This is a genomic window from Mesorhizobium sp. M1027 (genome assembly GCF_040318745.1).
Taxonomy (GTDB): Bacteria; Pseudomonadota; Alphaproteobacteria; order Rhizobiales; family Rhizobiaceae; genus Mesorhizobium.
In genome coordinates this window covers 15,910-31,477 of sequence record NZ_JAMYMW010000017.1, presented here as the reverse complement: position 1 = coordinate 31,477, position 15,568 = coordinate 15,910, and the positions used below count along the sequence as shown (strand labels likewise).

The 15,568-nt window shown below is 63.1% G+C and carries 17 protein-coding genes and 1 tRNA gene; 8 read left to right on the top strand and 10 right to left on the bottom strand.

Annotation, left to right across the window (positions count from 1 at the left end):
* Nucleotides 1–79: 79 nt before the first annotated feature.
* Nucleotides 80–679: an HD domain-containing protein gene (locus NKH50_RS26820; RefSeq protein WP_352882107.1), complete on the top strand. Its 600-nt coding sequence runs from the start codon at nt 80–82 to the stop codon at nt 677–679.
* A gap of 39 nt (nt 680–718) precedes the next feature.
* Here the strand turns inward: NKH50_RS26820 and NKH50_RS26815 are convergent, their stop codons facing one another.
* From NKH50_RS26815 to NKH50_RS26800, 4 genes are all read right to left on the bottom strand, one after another.
* Nucleotides 719–1,090: a hypothetical protein gene (locus NKH50_RS26815; RefSeq protein ID WP_352882105.1), complete on the bottom strand. Its 372-nt coding sequence runs from the start codon at nt 1,088–1,090 to the stop codon at nt 719–721.
* Between the two features lie 134 nt (nt 1,091–1,224).
* Nucleotides 1,225–1,992 (bottom strand): alpha/beta fold hydrolase, encoded by a 768-nt coding sequence (locus NKH50_RS26810; protein WP_352882102.1) that lies wholly within the window; start codon nt 1,990–1,992, stop codon nt 1,225–1,227.
* Between the two features lie 24 nt (nt 1,993–2,016).
* Nucleotides 2,017–2,580: a DUF192 domain-containing protein gene (locus tag NKH50_RS26805; protein ID WP_352501628.1), complete on the bottom strand. Its 564-nt coding sequence runs from the start codon at nt 2,578–2,580 to the stop codon at nt 2,017–2,019.
* A 19-nt stretch (nt 2,581–2,599) separates the two neighbouring features.
* Nucleotides 2,600–3,196: a cold-shock protein gene (locus NKH50_RS26800; protein WP_254817705.1), complete on the bottom strand. Its 597-nt coding sequence runs from the start codon at nt 3,194–3,196 to the stop codon at nt 2,600–2,602.
* Nucleotides 3,197–3,411: 215 nt separating this feature from the next.
* Here NKH50_RS26800 and gloA point away from each other — a divergent pair, with 215 nt between their 5' ends.
* Both gloA and NKH50_RS26790 read left to right on the top strand, forming a co-directional pair.
* Entirely contained in the window at nt 3,412–3,852 is a 441-nt protein-coding gene (gene gloA / locus NKH50_RS26795) for a lactoylglutathione lyase (RefSeq protein ID WP_352882099.1), read from the top strand.
* Nucleotides 3,853–3,931: 79 nt separating this feature from the next.
* Nucleotides 3,932–4,225: a DUF2218 domain-containing protein gene (locus NKH50_RS26790; protein ID WP_254817703.1), complete on the top strand. Its 294-nt coding sequence runs from the start codon at nt 3,932–3,934 to the stop codon at nt 4,223–4,225.
* An 8-nt stretch (nt 4,226–4,233) separates the two neighbouring features.
* Here the strand turns inward: NKH50_RS26790 and NKH50_RS26785 are convergent, their stop codons facing one another.
* Nucleotides 4,234–4,806, bottom strand: a complete 573-nt coding sequence (locus NKH50_RS26785) for a DUF1697 domain-containing protein (protein ID WP_352882095.1) — start codon at nt 4,804–4,806, stop codon at nt 4,234–4,236.
* Nucleotides 4,803–6,059, bottom strand: coding sequence for a threonine ammonia-lyase IlvA (gene ilvA, locus NKH50_RS26780; protein WP_352705092.1), 1,257 nt, complete (start codon nt 6,057–6,059; stop codon nt 4,803–4,805). The genes NKH50_RS26785 and ilvA overlap by 4 nt, the downstream gene beginning before the upstream one ends.
* Before the next feature lie 127 nt (nt 6,060–6,186).
* On the opposite strand from ilvA, the gene NKH50_RS26775 reads away from it, so the two are divergent.
* The 3 genes from NKH50_RS26775 to NKH50_RS26765 all read left to right on the top strand — a co-directional run bounded on the left by NKH50_RS26775 (nt 6,187) and on the right by NKH50_RS26765 (nt 10,064).
* Nucleotides 6,187–7,590: an aminopeptidase P family N-terminal domain-containing protein gene (locus NKH50_RS26775; RefSeq protein ID WP_352882093.1), complete on the top strand. Its 1,404-nt coding sequence runs from the start codon at nt 6,187–6,189 to the stop codon at nt 7,588–7,590.
* A 103-nt stretch (nt 7,591–7,693) separates the two neighbouring features.
* Nucleotides 7,694–8,767 carry an alpha/beta hydrolase gene (locus NKH50_RS26770; protein WP_254817699.1) on the top strand — a complete coding sequence of 358 codons (1,074 nt, stop codon included), beginning with the start codon at nt 7,694–7,696 and terminating at the stop codon, nt 8,765–8,767.
* A gap of 133 nt (nt 8,768–8,900) precedes the next feature.
* Complete coding sequence (locus tag NKH50_RS26765; RefSeq protein WP_023674782.1) at nt 8,901–10,064, top strand: alpha/beta hydrolase; 1,164 nt, start codon at nt 8,901–8,903, stop codon at nt 10,062–10,064.
* A gap of 19 nt (nt 10,065–10,083) precedes the next feature.
* Here NKH50_RS26765 and ade read toward each other — a convergent pair whose 3' ends face one another.
* Nucleotides 10,084–11,895, bottom strand: coding sequence for an adenine deaminase (ade, locus tag NKH50_RS26760; protein WP_352882090.1), 1,812 nt, complete (start codon nt 11,893–11,895; stop codon nt 10,084–10,086).
* Between the two features lie 503 nt (nt 11,896–12,398).
* Nucleotides 12,399–12,851 (bottom strand): cupin domain-containing protein, encoded by a 453-nt coding sequence (locus NKH50_RS26755; RefSeq protein WP_254817696.1) that lies wholly within the window; start codon nt 12,849–12,851, stop codon nt 12,399–12,401.
* Between the two features lie 280 nt (nt 12,852–13,131).
* Between NKH50_RS26755 and NKH50_RS26750 the strand changes: the two genes are divergently transcribed.
* Nucleotides 13,132–13,217 (top strand) — tRNA-Leu (locus NKH50_RS26750).
* A 33-nt stretch (nt 13,218–13,250) separates the two neighbouring features.
* Here NKH50_RS26750 and NKH50_RS26745 read toward each other — a convergent pair.
* Entirely contained in the window at nt 13,251–13,640 is a 390-nt protein-coding gene (locus NKH50_RS26745) for a hypothetical protein (RefSeq protein ID WP_352882087.1), read from the bottom strand.
* A 55-nt stretch (nt 13,641–13,695) separates the two neighbouring features.
* Nucleotides 13,696–14,274, bottom strand: a complete 579-nt coding sequence (locus tag NKH50_RS26740) for an NUDIX domain-containing protein (protein ID WP_352882085.1) — start codon at nt 14,272–14,274, stop codon at nt 13,696–13,698.
* A gap of 152 nt (nt 14,275–14,426) precedes the next feature.
* On the opposite strand from NKH50_RS26740, the gene NKH50_RS26735 reads away from it, so the two are divergent.
* Entirely contained in the window at nt 14,427–15,530 is a 1,104-nt protein-coding gene (locus tag NKH50_RS26735; RefSeq protein WP_352777964.1) for an NADH:flavin oxidoreductase/NADH oxidase, read from the top strand.
* The last annotated feature ends 38 nt before the right edge of the window (nt 15,531–15,568 follow it).

Here is a 15,568-nt window from a genome sequence, read left to right as displayed (position 1 = left end):
GCCAGATCATAGCACGGGTGAACTCAATTTTCCTTAGTGCTTCGTCAAATGGATTTGGTTGGCGGAATTTCAAGCAGCCATGGAAAACGCAACCTTGATGGACGAGACCCTGAAGCGCGAGCTTTCCGCGCTCTATGCGGCCGAAGATCGCCACTACCACGACCTTGGCCATATCGAGGCGATGCTGGCGCTAGCCAACAATTACAAGGCATTGCTGCATGATCCTGAAGCAGTCGAAGCGGCGATCTGGTTCCACGACGCGATCTACGACAGCCGCGCCAAGGACAATGAGGCGAGGAGTGCCGCACTTGCCGAGGAGAAGCTCGCCGGCCGCGCCGACGCACGACGCCTCGGCCACATCGCGGCGATGATCACTGCCACTGCCAGCCACGAATTGCCGCCCCTTGGTGACCAGCATTCGGTTCGTGACGCGGCGCTGTTCCTCGACATGGACCTGGCGATCCTGGGTGCTGCGCCTGACATGTTTGACGCCTACGAACAGGCGGTTCGCAGCGAATACCAGTGGGTCGACGAGCCGATGTGGCGGGCCGGCCGTGCCGCCGTCCTAAACGGCTTCCTCACCCGCCCGCATATCTTTCACAGCGAGGAGTTCCGCCGGCGCTTCGAAACGCGGGCCAAGCAAAACATTGCACGCTCGCTCAGGGCGCTTGGATCGTAGTTCGCGTCACTCGCGTGCGTCCGGGATATTTGCCCGAAATCAGGTGAATGCGCCAAAAGTCGATGCCATTCCCCACAACATGAACACCCCAGCCGCCAGCGACGCACCATTGACCACGATGCCAGCCAGGCCGAGCACACGATTGTCGTTTGGGCGACCAACGGCCATCAACCCGAAGACCACTCCCGTAAGATGTGCCAAAGGCCCGGCCAGAAAAAATACCGCAGCGAAGAAGCCCGTCGCACTGTTCTGGAGCAGCGGAGACGCGTCGCTCGGCATTGCTATCAACGCGGTGATCGCTATCGCCCCTGCCGCTAAAGCAGCCAGCGCTAGAACAACGGACCATTCGCCGAACGTGCTTTTTGCAATGACGCCCGGCAAAGCGGCGTCGGTCCTTCCCCATTGTGCCATGATACCCCCTGCCCTCCGTTCAGCGCATGGCGGGTTTGAATCGATCCACACGTCGCGCTTATTTACTCCTGTATCGTTGCAAAACCGCTATGGACCCCAGCTTCAGGCGCAATGGTCGCTTTGGGAGCCGTCCATCAAAGCGGATGCTCGGCATAAAACTCCAGCACGCGCTGCTTGAAGGCCTTGTCGCCGACCGCCAGCATATGGTCGCGGCCTTCGATGTGAAAAGCCCTGGCGTTGGGCATCAGAGCGGCGAGTTCATCCGGCGAGCCGCCGATGTCGTCCTTGGTGCCGACGGCGATCAGCGTCGGCTGGGCAATGCGGGCAATGTCGGCCTCGTTCAGCAATTCGCGCGAGGTGGCGATGCAGGCGGCGAGCGCGCGGCGATCGCTGCGGGTCTGATCGGCGAAGGCGCGGAACGAGCGGCCGCGCGGGTCGCTGGTGCCTGCCGGGTCCTCGGCCAGGAGGGCGTCGGCTATAGGATCCCAGTCGCCAACGCCGTCGACCATGCCGATGCCGAGACCGCCGAAGACCAGCGTCGCCACCTTGTCCGGGTTGGAGAGCGCCAGGAACGCCGATATGCGCGCGCCCATCGAATAACCCATGACATGGGCGCGTTCGATGCCGAGATGGTTCAAAAGCGCTGCCGCGTCGGACGCCATTTTTGCCGGCGTGTAGTCGGCTTCGTCATAGCTCTTCGACGACGAGCCATGGCCGCGATTGTCGAAGGCGATCGCACGGTAGCCGGCATCGTTCAGCGTCTTGAACCAGCCGGGCGACACCCAGTTGACGTAATGGCTCGAGGCAAAGCCGTGGATCATCAGCACCGGATCGCCCTGCCCCGATGCCGGTTGGCGATCAAGGAAAGCAAGGTCGAAACCATCATGGGAGAAGAACTGCATCGGCCGAAGATCCTGCCCGTTCGTTCAGTCGGAATCGACACTCGGCGCGTCGCCCTTGTCGGGCGGCGGCATGGCCGGCCCCGGCGCCGTGCCGATGGCCGGATGGCGCAGCAGGTCGCCGTCCTTAATGCCCTTTTTGGCGGCGGTGCCTGCCTTGAGCTCGAGCACGAAGCGCACCGGTTCGCCCGGCGAGATGATCGCCTCCGACTGCGGCTCGCCTTGCTCGATCGCCCGGATCCGGCCGTCCTGGCCGACGAAGATCAGGTCGAGCGGCATCGGCGTGTTCTTCATCCAGAAGCTCACATCCTGCGGCGCACCGAACACGAACAGCATGCCGTGATTGTCGGCCATGTGCCGGCGGAACATCAGGCCGGCCTCGCGCTCGGCGGGCGTGTCGGCAATTTCGACGGAGAAAGAACGCTCGCCGGCCTTCGTCACCGCGACAAGCGGCGCCGGGTCGACGGGAAGGATCATCGCCTTACCGTCGGCCGAACTCGGTTGCTGAAAATAGAAGAAGGCGCTTGCGGCGACGATGAGGAAAATTCCGGCGCAGAGCGCGCCCGCCGTCAGCCGGTTCCTGTGAGCCATATGAAATCCTCGACCGGAACTAATGCGAGACCGGCAAGGTACCCATATCGGGGTGAATTTCGGCAGCCATAAGGCCTTTGTCGCCGCGTCCGAAGCGGACCAGCACCACCTGGCCCGGGCGGAGTTCGGTGATGCCGTAGCGGCGCAGCGTCTCCATGTGGACGAAAATATCCTCGGTGCCCTCGCCCCGGGTCAGAAAGCCGAACCCTTTGGTGCGGTTGAACCATTTCACCAGCGCCCGTTCGAGGCCGCTTTCCGGCGTCACCGCGACATGGGTGCGCTGCTCCTGCATCTCCGCCGGATGGATCGCCGTGGTGACATCCATCGAGAGCACGCGGAAGGCCTGCAGCCCACGCTCGCCCTGCTTGACCAGGCAGACGACGCGGGCGCCTTCAAGCGCGGTCTGAAAACCGTCCTTTCGAAGGCATGTCACGTGGAGGAGGATGTCGCCCGAAGTACCATCATCGGGAAGGATGAAACCGTAGCCCTTGGCCACGTCGAACCATTTGATGGCGCCGGCGATTTCGACGAGATCGGCCGTATCGGCGCTCTCATCCCGCTTCAACGCATCGTTACCGGCCCCGTCCCGCCCCATGAAAGAGGCCTTTTCCCCCATAAGAACGCCCCCTTTTTTCAAGAAACACTGCAACTGATTCTTGGTATCAGATTAACACCGCGGCTTCCGGTGTGTGCAAGACCTGACGTGCCTTTTTTCACGGTTCCGTACAGGAATAGCGGATTTGCCGTTTGCCGGCGCTGGCAAGCGTGGCCGATTGCCCTTTGGCCGGGCCGCCCCTATGGTGCGCCGCAACGCAACATAAGGAGGAAATCATGCGCTATCTGCACACCATGGTCCGCATCGCCGACATCGATGCTTCGCTCGATTTCTACTGCAACAAGTTTGGCCTCAAGGAAGTGCGCCGCCATGAAAACGAGCAGGGCCGCTACACGCTGATCTTCCTCGCCGCGCCCGAAGACGAGCAGAGCGGCATCTCCGAAAAGGCGCCGCTGATCGAGCTGACCTACAATTGGGACCCGGAAGACTACAAGGGCGGCCGCAATTTCGGCCATCTTGCCTATGAGGTCGACGACATCTATGCCACCTGCCAGCGGCTGATGGACAATGGCGTTACCATCAATCGGCCGCCGCGCGACGGCAACATGGCGTTCGTCAAATCGCCGGACGGCATCTCGATCGAGCTGTTGCAGAAAGGTCCGGCCAAGCCGAAGGCCGAGCCGTGGGCGTCGATGCCGAACACCGGCAGCTGGTAACCGATCACGCTATCTTGAGCGGACGCAGGCGGCGCCCTGGTTCGGTTTTCGCGTCCGCATTCCCAAGGAGAATTCATTCATGCCGGCCAGCCATGTCGACGTCGCCACCGAACATGCCAGCCGCTATCTGCAGCAGCTGTGCAAACATTGGGCGCACAAGTTTCCCGTCGAATTCGACCCGAACCACGGCACCATCGATCTGACGCTCGGCCGCACGGTTCTCGATGCGGACCCGGCTGCGCTGCACATTGCGGTGACGACCGATGAAGCTGGCTCGCTCGAGCGCCTGGAAACGGTCGTCGCCGAGCACATCAAGCGCTTCGCCTTCCGTGAAGAGCTGGCATTCGACTGGAAACGCGCTCCGGCCGCGTAGACGACCTGTCAACCGCCGGCCTTGGCCATCTCGAGCAGCATCAGCACGGTGCGCCAGTTGCGCGCCGTGCAGGGCACCTTCAGAACGCGCGGGATGAGATTGGCAAAGACCGATTTGCCGAGGCCGTCGGGCGAATGCAGGTAGAGCACGTCGCCCTTGATCTCGAAGCGTTCGGGCCCGGTGCATTTTTCCGCCAGCCGGGCGATTTCCTCGGCGGTCGGCCGGCGCTCCAGTGCATAAGCATGCAGCTTGGTCGGCTCGCCGGCCGCTTCCGGATAGGGATTGTCCGCCGCCAGCCGCTCGAGCCAGCCGAAATCGCGCACCATGATGCGTGAATGGAAGCCCCATTTCTTCTCGAATTCCGCTTCCAGCCGCTTGGTCAGCGTCGCCGCATCGCCATCTGGCGACCGGAACACGGCGTTGCCGCTCTGCACATAGGTGGCGACATCGGAGAAGCCGAGCTGCTCGAAAAATGGCCTGAGTTCCGCCATCTTGACGATGCGATTGCCGCCGACATTGATGCCGGAAAACAGCGCGATAAAAACGTTCGCCGGGGCGTTCGGAAGATCGTTGCTGCTCATATGATGAACCCGGCGAGCGTCTCGTTGTCGGTGATGTCCTGGTAGTGGACGCTCTCGGCGTCGAAATTCGCCTTGAGCAGGTCGAAATTGCGGCGGTCCTTGGTTTCGATGCCGATCAGCACCGAGCCGAAATTGCGCGCCGATTTCTTCAGATATTCGAAGCGGGCGATGTCGTCATCGGGGCCTAGCAATTCGAGGAAATCGCGCAACGCGCCGGGCCGCTGCGGAAAGCGGATGATGAAGTATTTTTTCAGCCCCTCGAAGCGCAGCGCCCGTTCCTTCACATCCGGCAGCCGCTCGAAATCGAAATTGCCGCCGGACACCACGGCGACGATGGTCTTGCCCCTGATTTCCTTTTTGGAAAAGTCCTTGAGCGCATCGATCGCCAGCGCACCGGCCGGCTCGAGCACGACGCCTTCGACATTGAGCATTTCGATCATGGTCGCGCAGAGCCGGTTTTCCGGGATCAGCCGCACCGCATCGGCAGCAAACTCCTTGAGGTGGCGCAACGGCTCGCGGCCGATCTCGGCCACCGCCGCGCCGTCGACGAAATTGTCGACCTTGGCGAGCTTGACCCGCTTTCCGGCGGCAAGGCTCTCGCTCAGGCTCGGGGCGCCGGCCGGCTCGCAAAAGACGAAACGTGTTTCACGCAGCTGGTCGGCGAAATAATGGGTGACGCCGGCGGCCAGGCCGCCGCCGCCGACCGGCAGCATGACGATATCAGCCATGTGCGCGCCGGGCATCTGGCCTGATATCTCGTAGGCGACCGTCGCCTGCCCCTCGATGATGTCCTTGTGGTCGAAAGGCGGCACCATGTGCGCGCCGGCAGTTTCGGTGAATTCGAGTGCCGCGCGGTAGCAGTCGTCGAAAAAATCGCCGACCAGCCTGATCTCGACGAACTCGCCGCCGAACAGCCGCGTCTTGTCGATCTTCTGCTGCGGCGTGGTCACCGGCATGAAGACGACGCCCTTCTTGCCGAAATGGCGGCAGACGAAGGCAAAGCCTTGCGCGTGATTGCCGGCCGAGGCGCAGACGAACAGCTCGGCAGCGTTGCCGGCGGCAAGCGTCTTGCGGAAGAAGTTGAAGGCGCCGCGGATCTTGTAGGAGCGCACCGGCGTCAGGTCCTCGCGCTTCAGCAGCACCCGCGCGCCGCTCTTCTTCGACAGATAGTCGTTTTCCTGCAGCGGCGTTTCCGGAAAGATCTCGCGGATCGCGGCAGCGGCGGCAGCGACGCGAGAGGAGAAACTGGTCATGGCAAGAGCACCCCACAGGCTAGCCGAATTCGGTCCCGCTATTGCATATCCGGCTTCACGAAGCCATTGTCCGGCCACCCTGAAAGGGTGTTCCCAAAACCTCGTTGGCCGTTAGGAGCGTCTGTTCATGCCTGTCGCATCGGTGGCCCAGAAAACCGTGTCGCTGCCGGAGTTCGGCGAGCCGACGGTGATGCCGCTGGTCCCGCGCGCCACCTATGAGGCCCGCATCACGGCACTGGTTGCACGCGGCGGCGAAGCGGGGTTCGACGCGTTCGTCGTCTATGGCGACCGCGAACATGCCGCCAATGTCGCCTATCTCTGCGGCTACGATCCGCGCTTCGAGGAGACGCTGCTGGTCATCGTTCCCGGCAAGCCGCCCAAACTGCTGGTCGGCAATGAGGGCTGGGGCTATGCCGAGATCTGCGACGGGCCGTACGAGCGCGTGCTCTACCAGACCTTTTCGCTGCCGGCGCAGCCGCGCGACCGCTCGCCAGCGCTGGCCGACATCCTTGCCGATTGCGGCCTGAAAGCCGGCCAGCGCATCGGCGCCATCGGCTGGAAACCGTTCGGCCCCGGCGATGCCGGTTTTGGTGAAACGACGCTCGACCTGCCGTCCTTCATCGCCGACACGCTGCGCACGCTTGCCGGCGACAGGGGTGTGATCGTCAACGCGGCAAACCTTTTGATGAACCCTGCCGACGGCCTGCGCGCCATCAACGAGGCCGACCAGCTGGCCGCATTCGAATTCGCCGCGACCTATTCCTCGCAAGGCCTGCGCAATGTCCTACAGGTCATCGAACCCGGCATGACCGAATTGCAGGCGGCGCGGCTGATGGGCATCAACGGGCTGCCGCAATGCTGTCACCCGATGCTGTCGGCCGGCAGGCGCGCAGCCTATGGCTTGCCTAGCCCCCGTCTCGACGTCATCAAACGCGGCGACCCGATCACCATGGCCTATGGCATCCAGGGCTCGCTCAACGCCCGCGCCGGTTTTCTGGTCGAGGACGCGGCCGAGCTTCCGAGGGGCATCCAGGACTATGTCGAGAAACTGGTCGCGCCCTATTTCTGCGCCGTCGTCGACTGGTATGAGACGGTCGGCATCGGCGTTCCCGGCGGCGCGCTGTGGCAGGCGGTGCACGAGCGGATCGGCGATCCGTTCTTCGGCGTGTCGCTCAATCCCGGCCATCTCATCCATATCGACGAATGGATGCATTCGCCGTCATTCTCCGGCTCCGACATCAGATTGAAGTCTGGCATGGCCTTGCAGGTCGACATCATCCCGGCGACCGGCACCGATTATTTCACCACCAACATCGAGGACGGCATCGCGTTGGCAGACGACGCGCTGCGCGAAGAGATCGCCGCGCGCTATCCCGAAGCCTGGCGCCGCATCGAGGCGCGCCGCGCCTTCATGACCGACGTGCTTGGCATAAGGCTGAAGCCGGAAGTGCTGCCGTTTTCCAACATCCCGGCGTTCCTGCCGCCGTTCTGGCTTTCGCGCAACAGTGCGATGGCCGTTGCGAGGCACTGAACGCATTTCGGCATCCGCGACTTACTTCTGCCGCACTTCGCCTGTCCGGGAGGGGCGGCGGAGGTGGATGGGCCTTTGGTCAGGCCGGAGTGGAATTGCTTAAGTGCCCTTGAAGACGATTTGCATCATTGTCCTTGCCGCGCTGCTCGCCGGCTGCGGCGGCCGCCAAACCGAGGAACTGCTCGGCAGCGCCATGATGGCGGTGCCGGTGACGGAAATCGCCGGCAACCACTCGATCTTCATCGCAACCACCCGCAAGCGCTCCGACGATCCCAACAAGGTCTTCGACGGCGAGCGGTCGGCGACGCTGAACTATGCCCGCGTCAACGTCACCGTCCCCGGCATCCACAAGACAGGCCAGATCGAGCGGCGCTCGCGCGGCAAGTCGGACGATCCGGCCAAATACTTCATGGCTTCCGAGGTCGTCGGCTACGACACCCAGCCGAAATTCTCCAGTGCGCTCAGCGCCGACATCGCGGCGCGCGGCGGCCGCGTCATGGTCTTCGTCCACGGCTACAACACCGGCTTCGACGATGCGGTCTACCGCGTCACCCAGATCACCCATGATTCCGGCTATCCGGGCACGCCGGTGCTGTTTTCCTGGGCGTCGGGCGCCAAGACCACCGACTATGTCTACGACAAGGAAAGCGCCAGCGTTGCCCGCGACCAGCTGGAAGTAACGCTGAGAATGCTGGCGCAGACCGGCGCGCGGCGCATCGACATCGTCGCCCATTCGCTGGGAACCTGGGTCACCATGGAGGCGCTGCGCCAGCTCGCCATTACCGGCGACCGCGATCTCGGCGGCAAGCTCGGCGACGTCGTGCTGGCCTCGCCCGACATCGACGTCGACGTGTTCAAGAGCCAGATGCGCCGCTACGGCAAGCCGGACAAGCCGTTCATCCTGCTGCTCTCCGACGACGACCGGGCGCTGCGGCTCTCCGGCTTGATAGCCGGCGCGCGGCCGCGCGTCGGCGACTACAAGGACGCCGCCGACCTCGCCAGCTATGGCGTGTCGGTCGTCGATCTCTCCAGCGTCAAGGGAGCCGACCGCTTCAACCACACCAAATTCGCCGACAATCCGGAATTGGTACAGTTGATCGGCCAGAAGCTGCGCGAGGATGACGGGTTTGCCAGCGACCGCGAAGTGACGGACCGCATCGCCTCGGTCGGACAATAGCTGCGTTGCGCGGCAGTAACTGTTGACCATCGCCGCACCCATCGGAACAGTTTGAACTGGACCGTGCCTACCTCTGCCTCTATCGAATAGGCCAAGACGTCTCCGGCTCGACGTCGCCTTTGCGGGAGCCCGCGTGACCGTGCCTTCGAAGATCTTTCTCGTCGTTGCGTTCGCGCTCGCGCTGGCAAGCTGCGCCGGCCAGAACACGCACGACTTGCTCAACAAGACGACGATCACCGTGCCTGCTTCCGACATTGCGGCGACGCACAAGATCTTCGTCGCCACAACCCGGCAAAAGGCAATGAAAGCGCCCCGGCAGGTGTTCGACGGCGACCGTTCGCCGACCACCAGCTTTGCCAGCGTCGAGGTGACGGTGCCCAAAATCCACCAGCTCGGCGCCATCGAGCGGGTCAAGGGCTCGGCCAACAGCAATCCGGCGAAGGATTTCACGGCGACCGGCGTCACCTTCTACGAAGGCGCGCCGCAATTCGCCAAGGCGGTCGGCGCCGATATCGCGATGCGCGGCGACCGCGCGCTGGTTTTCGTGCACGGCTTCAACAACGGCTTCGACGACGGTATCTACCGGCTGACGCAGATCGCGCATGACACGAAATACCCAGGCACGCCGGTGCTGTTTTCGTGGGCGTCGAGCGGCAAGACGACCGGCTACATCTACGACAAGGAAAGCGCCAATGCGGCGCGCGACGATCTCGAAGCGACGCTGCGCATGCTCGCCAAGAGCCGCGCCAAGAGCATCGACATCATTGCCCATTCGATGGGGACCTGGGTGACGATGGAAGCGTTGCGCCAGCTTGCCATCACCGGCGACCGCGACCTCGGCGGCAAGCTCGGCTATGTCATCCTGGCCTCACCCGACATCGACGTCGACGTGTTCAAGAAGCAGATGATCCGCTACGGCAAGCCCGACAAACCGTTCGCCGTGCTGCTTTCGGGCGACGACCGGGCGCTCAGGCTGTCGACCCTGATCTCTGGCGACAAGCCGCGCGTCGGCGACTATGGCGACGCGGCCGACCTCGCCAGCTATGGCGTCTCGGTGGTCGACTTGACCAAGACCAAGGGCGGCGACCGGCTGAACCACGCCAAATTCGCCGACAACCCGTTCCTGGTGCAGCTGCTCGGCGACCGCCTGCGCGCCCCGGCCGGCCTCGCCTCCGAAGAGACCGCGCCGGCCCAGCTCGACAATCTCGGCCAGGGCCTCGGCAAGGCCGTCGGTTCGGTCGCCGAAATCGTCATCACCACGCCGTTCAAGGTGCTGACCATCGCCACCGGCGGCTGAAGAAGCGCCCCGGCGGCGTTCAAACGAACAAATCAACCTTCTGGAAGGTCGTCACGTCGATCAGGCCGACGTCGGAAATCCTGAGCTCGGGGATCACGACCAGCGCCAGCAGCGAGTGCTGCATGTAGGCGTTGTTCAGCGAGCAGCCCATCTGGCGCATGGCGTCGCTGAGTTTGTCCGCCTTGGCGGCGACGATTTCCGCCCGCTCGTCCGACATCAGCCCGGCGATCGGCATTTCGACCAGCGCCAGTTCCTTGCCCTTGGAGAACAGCACGACGCCGCCGCCGACCTCACCCAGCCGGTTCACCGCCAATGCCATGTCCTGCTTGTTGGTGCCAACGACGATGATGTGGTGGGCATCATGCGCCACGCTGGAGGCCATGGCGCAGTCGCCGATATAGCCGAAGCCGGAGACGAAGGCGTTGGTGACGCCGCCGGTGCCCTTGTGGCGTTCGACCAGCGCGATCTGGCAGACATCGTTGCGGCGATCCATGGCAACCAGCCCGTCCTCGACGGCAAGATCGGCCTCCAGCGCCCGCGTCGGCGCCTGGTTTTCGATGACGCCGATGACCCGCACCCGCACTTCGTTGGCGCCCATGGGTGCCGCGATGTCGAAATCGCCTGCCTTGAGCTTCCTGCCGAGCTTGACGGTGTTCTTCGCCGTCCGCGGATAATTGTAGGCTGGAATGTCGATTTCGAGCTTGCCGCCCTTGGCCAGCCTGACGCCGCGGCCATAGACCTCGTCGATGGTCATTTCGGCGAGGTCGGAGACGATCAGCAGATCGGCGAGCCGTCCCGGCGCGATCGAGCCGATCTCGCGCTCCAGCCGGAAATGCTGGGCGGTGTTGAGCGTCGCCATCTGGATCGCCGTCACCGGCTTCAAGCCCTGGCTGATGGCATGGCGCACGACCCGGTCCATATGGCCTTCGTGCACCAGCGTACCGGAGTGGCTGTCGTCGGTGCACAGGATGAAGCTGCGCGGGTCGAGCCCGCTCTCCGTCACCGCCTTGATCTGCGAGGCCACGTCATACCAGGCCGAGCCCAGCCGCAGCATCGCCTTCATGCCCTGGCGGACGCGGGCGATGGCATCCTCGGCGCGCGTGCCTTCGTGGTCGTCCTCGGGGCCGCCGGCGACATAGCCGTGGAACGGCAGGCCGAGATCGCGCGAGGCATAATGCCCGCCGACAGTCTTGCCGGCCCTCACCGTCGCCGCGATCTCGCCCGACATCACCGGATCATTGGCGGCGACGCCCGGAAAATTCATCACCTCGCCGAGCCCGATAATGTTCTCCCAGGTCATCGCCTCGGCAACATCGGCGACGGTCAGCTCAGCGCCGGCATGCTCCAGCCCCGGTGCCGACGGCACACAGGACGGCATCTGCACGTGCACGTTGACCGGCATGGCGACCGCCTCGTCATGCATCAGCCGCACGCCCGGCAGGCCGAGCACGTTGGCGATCTCATGCGGATCGATGAACATCGATGTGGTGCCGTGCGGGATCACGGCGCGGCAGAATTCCGTCACCGTCACCATGCCGCTCTCGACATGCATATGCGCGTCGCAAAGCCCCGGCACCAGATAGCGGCCGCCGGCATCGACCACCTTGGTGCCCTGGCCGATGGCGTGACCAGCATTCGGCCCGCAATAGGCAAAGCGGCCGCCGGCGATGGCGATGTCGGTGCCGGCGATGATCTCGCCGGAATGAACGTTGACCCAGCGCCCGTTGCGGATGACGAGATCGGCGGGCTTGCGGCCCATGGCGACATCGACCAGTTGCGTCGCCATCTCGGCCCAGGGTTTTGGTTTTGTCGCATTGGCGGTCTTCGGCATCAACAGGCTCCTCTTTGCCCGACTGTGCCAAGCCGCGAGGGTTTTGACCAGCGAGGAAGTCAGCGCGGACGGCGAAGTTGCAGATCTCCCCCCTTGAGGGGGAGATGTCGCCGGAGGCGACAGAGGGGGTCGCCGATCCACGCGCGACGACCCCCTCTGGCCTACCGGCCATCTTCCCCTCAAGGAGGGAGATCGATGCGCCACGGCTTTCGCCAATCGCCAAGGGCATTTTGTGTCGGCCGCAGCAACTTTGTTCTTGCTTTGTGCCGGCAGCTATGCTACTAATTTGGCTATGGTGCCAAATGGCTCCAACGACCCGCCTGCTAAGGCGGGTTTTTTGTTTTAGCGCAGTTCATGGCAAAAATGGCCCAAGCGGAATACGATTCCGTTGCGGCCAATCAGCTTTCGCCCGTTAGCGGATCTCACCGAATCGACGGTCGCGGAGTGTGACGCACTCCATCGTTCTAGCCTTCGGTCGGTTCAATCAATTCGATCCCGAACTGTCACTTCTTGCTCGGGTCGTCTGCCGGGTTGACGTAGGTGATCTTGAATGGGCCCTCGCCATGAACCTCTACGATCGTATCGCTTGTCGTCCAGGCGAAGTGATTCATTCCGGCCGGTGCGACGCCGAAGCCGCCAGCAGTCAGTTCGACGCCTTTCGCCTCGTCGAGCTTATCGCCCATTCCAAAATGGAAGTTGCCGGAAAGCACCGTCATGTATTCCGTGGTGGGATGATTATGTGCGGCAATTTTGTAGCCGGCGGGTGCCTTCAACCGCAGCACAAAGGCGCCGTCCTTTGAGGGATCTCCAGCGACAACAGCCATTTCCGCCCCAGCCGGAATGACAGCAGGAGCAGGACCCCATTTGATGTCTTTGGCGTTCATCGGCATCTCGTCAGCAGACAGAGGCGCCGTCCCAACAAGCAGCAGTGCCAGGGCAGAGGCAAGCTTGAGCATGACAATCTCCCAGTGTCTGTAGACGACGGCGTCGAGTATCGGCGCGCCGATCCACTTGCCGATTGGAGTCTATCAGGCCAGAGCGCCCGAACGCATCCTGCGAACGGGGGACACGCATTCGCGGTAGCCTCGGAAGCTGTCGCTAAAAAACATCTCCAGGTGAAACGATTTTGTTTGTATCTCCGTGGGTGATTGGCCCTCGCTAGCTTCCAGTGCCAGATTTGTCGACGGCAGAAGACGGCTTGACGGCCTTTGGCTGGCGGCTGAAAAGGGCTGGCCTGCGGACGTGGCGGAATTGGTAGACGCAAGGGACTTAAAATCCCTCGATCTCTGATCGTACGGGTTCGATTCCCGTCGTCCGCACCAGATTTGGATTTGAAAGGACAGATCGAGAGCGGGTCATTTCGCGGGACTGCAATTGCCGACCGCTCGCTTATTGAGCTTGCCAGCCTTCAGGTCTGACAGTTGCGGAATGGATGCATCAAATCCAGCGTATTTTTCGTGGACGTTCCTGTCCAACGAGATTTGCCGTCCGGCGGCGGTAAAAGCGACCATCCCTGTACTACCGACATAAGCTTGCGCTGCTCGCATTCTGCAGAAATATTTTTTCTCGCCGTTGGAAACGAACCAGCCCAGTGAGCCTGACGCACCTCGCGACAGCTTGCCGGTCTTGTATCCTTTGCCCTGCAGGTTGGAGTAGGATTCAGCGTGTGAGGGGGCAATCGATGCCAAGAGAAGGACAGCCGTCGAAGTCGCGCCCAACCACTTCGGCAAGTTTTTGATAATCATGGATCTGTTCCCCTCAGTTGCATCTCAGCCCGTTGCGGCAAGGAATTAAAGCCGTTCACCTCCCGATCGGGTTCAGCTTCAAATACTGGATTAAAATAATCGTCTTGGCGTCGATGATCCGACCGTCGTGGATGGAGGCCAGCGCCTCGTCGAGCGGCATTTCCAAAACCTCGATGTCCTCGCCTTCGTCATGCGCGCCGCCGCCGTCGGAAATGCGGTCGGCGGGCGAATAGCGGGCGACGAAGAACCAGAGCCGCTCGGTCACGCTGCCGGGGCTCATATAGGGCGAAAACAGCCGCTGCACGTCCTTCAGGCGGTAGCCGAGTTCCTCCTCGGCCTCCTTGCGGATGCAGGTTTCGGGATCGTCTTCGTCGAGCAGGCCGGCGCAGGCCTCGATCAGCGGCTCCTTGTGGCCGGTGACGTAGGCCGGGTAGCGGAACTGCCGCACCAGAAGCACCGTCGAACGCTCGGGATCGAAAGGCAGGATCACCGCACCGTCGCCGCGATCGTAGGTCTGGCGGGTGTGCGTTTCCCATTTGCCGTCGCGCCGGCGATAATCGAAGACGGTCTTTTTCAAAACCGCCCATTCGTCGGAAAGGATTTCCTCAGAGCGGATGCGAATGCGATCTTCCATGGTGGACTCTCTGCTGCCGCGGCAAGGCGTAGCCGCGAACGGCCGTTCGTGCAATCGGTCCACCAATTGGTCCAGCGGCCGTTTCACCGTCTCGTGTCTGGCGCTGGCACAGTCGGCTGCCTAAATAGCGGCAACCCTTTCCGGAGTTTTTTATGACCTCATCGCTTTTCCAGCCGATCACCCTCGATGGCCTCACCTTCCCCAACCGCATCGCGGTCGCGCCGATGTGCCAGTATTCGGCCGAGGACGGCTCGGCCAGCGATTGGCATCTCTATCACTGGATGAACCTGGCGATGTCGGGCGCCGGCATGGTCACCGTCGAGATGACCGATGTCGAACGGCGCGGCCGCATCTCGCATGGCTGTCTCGGCCTCTATTCCGAGGACAACGAGGCGGCGGCGCGACGCACGCTGGATGCAGCCAAGCGCGTCGCCGCGCCGGGCACGAAATTCGGTACGCAACTTGCCCATGCCGGACGCAAGGCCTCCAACCGAAAACCCTGGGAGGGCGGCGGCCCGCTGCACGCCGATCAGGACCCGTGGCCGATCGTATCGGCCTCGGCTATCGCCTACGACACCGGCTGGCAGGTGCCGCGGGCGCTGGAGGACGACGAGATCCTGCAAATCATCGAACGCTTCGCCGACGCGGCGCGGCGGGCCGAGCGCGCCGGCTTCGACTTCATCGAGCTGCATGCCGCGCATGGCTATCTGATCTTCCAGTTTCTGTCGCCGCTTTCCAACCGGCGTACCGACCGCTGGGGCGGCTCGCTGGAAAACCGCATGCGTTTCGCCGTCGAGATCGCCAAGGCGGTAAAGAAGGCGGTGCCCAGGCTGATGCTGGGCGCGCGTCTGTCGATCAAGGAATGGGTCGATGGCGGCTTCGACGTCGAGGATGCGATCGAAGTGACAAAAGCGCTGAAGGAAGCCGGCGTCGCCTATCTCTGCTGCTCGAGTGGCGGCAATTCGCCGTTGCAGAAGCTGCCCTCTGGGCCCGGCTACCAGGTGCATCTGGCCGAAGCGGTGCGTAAGGCCGTCGGCATCCCGACGCGGGCCGTCGGCCTGATCGACGATCCGAAACAGGCCGAGGCGATCGTCGCTGACGGCCGCGCCGACATGGTGGCGCTGGCGCGCGCCTTTCTTGCCGATCCGCGCTGGGGCTGGCGCGCCGCGGCCACCTTCGGCGAAAAAATCCACCCGGCGCCGCAGCTTGCCCGCTCGGTGACGACGATGCAGCACTGGATGAAGGCGGCGAACTGACGGCGGGTTCGTCTCGCTGGGCGGGCCAGCACAGCTTC

Coding starts and splice junctions, on each gene's coding strand:
- NKH50_RS26805 (WP_352501628.1), bottom strand. CDS start 2,580: ATGGCTCACAGGAACCGGCTGACGGCGGGCGCGCTCTGCGCCGGAATT.
- NKH50_RS26785 (WP_352882095.1), bottom strand. CDS start 4,806: ATGAGCAGCAACGATCTTCCGAACGCCCCGGCGAACGTTTTTATCGCG.
- NKH50_RS26775 (WP_352882093.1), top strand. CDS start 6,187: ATGCCTGTCGCATCGGTGGCCCAGAAAACCGTGTCGCTGCCGGAGTTC.
- NKH50_RS26810 (WP_352882102.1), bottom strand. CDS start 1,992: ATGCAGTTCTTCTCCCATGATGGTTTCGACCTTGCTTTCCTTGATCGC.
- gloA (WP_352882099.1), top strand. CDS start 3,412: ATGCGCTATCTGCACACCATGGTCCGCATCGCCGACATCGATGCTTCG.
- NKH50_RS26800 (WP_254817705.1), bottom strand. CDS start 3,196: ATGGGGGAAAAGGCCTCTTTCATGGGGCGGGACGGGGCCGGTAACGAT.
- NKH50_RS26815 (WP_352882105.1), bottom strand. CDS start 1,090: ATGGCACAATGGGGAAGGACCGACGCCGCTTTGCCGGGCGTCATTGCA.
- NKH50_RS26745 (WP_352882087.1), bottom strand. CDS start 13,640: ATGATTATCAAAAACTTGCCGAAGTGGTTGGGCGCGACTTCGACGGCT.
- NKH50_RS26790 (WP_254817703.1), top strand. CDS start 3,932: ATGCCGGCCAGCCATGTCGACGTCGCCACCGAACATGCCAGCCGCTAT.
- NKH50_RS26735 (WP_352777964.1), top strand. CDS start 14,427: ATGACCTCATCGCTTTTCCAGCCGATCACCCTCGATGGCCTCACCTTC.
- NKH50_RS26740 (WP_352882085.1), bottom strand. CDS start 14,274: ATGGAAGATCGCATTCGCATCCGCTCTGAGGAAATCCTTTCCGACGAA.
- NKH50_RS26755 (WP_254817696.1), bottom strand. CDS start 12,851: ATGCTCAAGCTTGCCTCTGCCCTGGCACTGCTGCTTGTTGGGACGGCG.
- ilvA (WP_352705092.1), bottom strand. CDS start 6,059: ATGACCAGTTTCTCCTCTCGCGTCGCTGCCGCCGCTGCCGCGATCCGC.
- NKH50_RS26820 (WP_352882107.1), top strand. CDS start 80: ATGGAAAACGCAACCTTGATGGACGAGACCCTGAAGCGCGAGCTTTCC.
- ade (WP_352882090.1), bottom strand. CDS start 11,895: ATGCCGAAGACCGCCAATGCGACAAAACCAAAACCCTGGGCCGAGATG.